General features: G+C 56.7%; 1 rRNA gene. It reads right to left on the bottom strand.

Features of this window, described 5'->3' with window-relative positions:
- Positions 1-21: 21 nt before the first annotated feature.
- Positions 22-1,050, bottom strand: a 23S ribosomal RNA gene (locus ABZ956_RS30475); the annotation flags it as partial.

The following is a 1,050-nucleotide window of genomic DNA, read 5'->3' as shown; positions in this document are numbered from 1 at the left end:
ACACAGTGGACGCGAGCAACTGAGGACAAGCCCTCGGCCTATTAGTACCAGTCAGCTCCAACCGTTACCGGTCTTCCACACCTGGCCTATCAACCCAGTCGTCTACTGGGAGCCTTACCCCATCAAGTGGGTGGGAGTCCTCATCTCGAAGCAGGCTTCCCGCTTAGATGCTTTCAGCGGTTATCCCTCCCGAACGTAGCCAACCAGCCATGCCCTTGGCAGGACAACTGGCACACCAGAGGTTCGTCCGTCCCGGTCCTCTCGTACTAGGGACAGCCCTTCTCAAGACTCCTACGCGCGCAGCGGATAGGGACCGAACTGTCTCACGACGTTCTAAACCCAGCTCGCGTACCGCTTTAATGGGCGAACAGCCCAACCCTTGGGACCGACTCCAGCCCCAGGATGCGACGAGCCGACATCGAGGTGCCAAACCATCCCGTCGATATGGACTCTTGGGGAAGATCAGCCTGTTATCCCCGGGGTACCTTTTATCCGTTGAGCGACGGCGCTTCCACAAGCCACCGCCGGATCACTAGTCCCGACTTTCGTCCCTGCTCGACCCGTCGGTCTCACAGTCAAGCTCCCTTGTGCACTTACACTCAACACCTGATTGCCAACCAGGCTGAGGGAACCTTTGGGCGCCTCCGTTACCCTTTAGGAGGCAACCGCCCCAGTTAAACTACCCACCAGACACTGTCCCTGATCCGGATCACGGACCCAGGTTAGACATCCAGCACGACCAGAGTGGTATTTCAACGACGACTCCACCCAAGCTGGCGCTTGAGCTTCACAGTCTCCCACCTATCCTACACAAGCCGAACCGAACACCAATATCAAGCTATAGTAAAGGTCCCGGGGTCTTTCCGTCCTGCTGCGCGAAACGAGCATCTTTACTCGTAGTGCAATTTCACCGGGCCTATGGTTGAGACAGTCGAGAAGTCGTTACGCCATTCGTGCAGGTCGGAACTTACCCGACAAGGAATTTCGCTACCTTAGGATGGTTATAGTTACCACCGCCGTTTACTGGCGCTTAAGTTCTCAGCTTCGCCC

The sequence above is a fragment of the Streptomyces sp. NPDC046261 genome, from assembly GCF_040646235.1.
In the GTDB taxonomy this organism is placed as follows: domain Bacteria; phylum Actinomycetota; class Actinomycetes; order Streptomycetales; family Streptomycetaceae; genus Streptomyces.
Note: the sequence above shows the minus strand (reverse complement) of the source record. Positions and strands in the feature narration are given on the sequence as shown.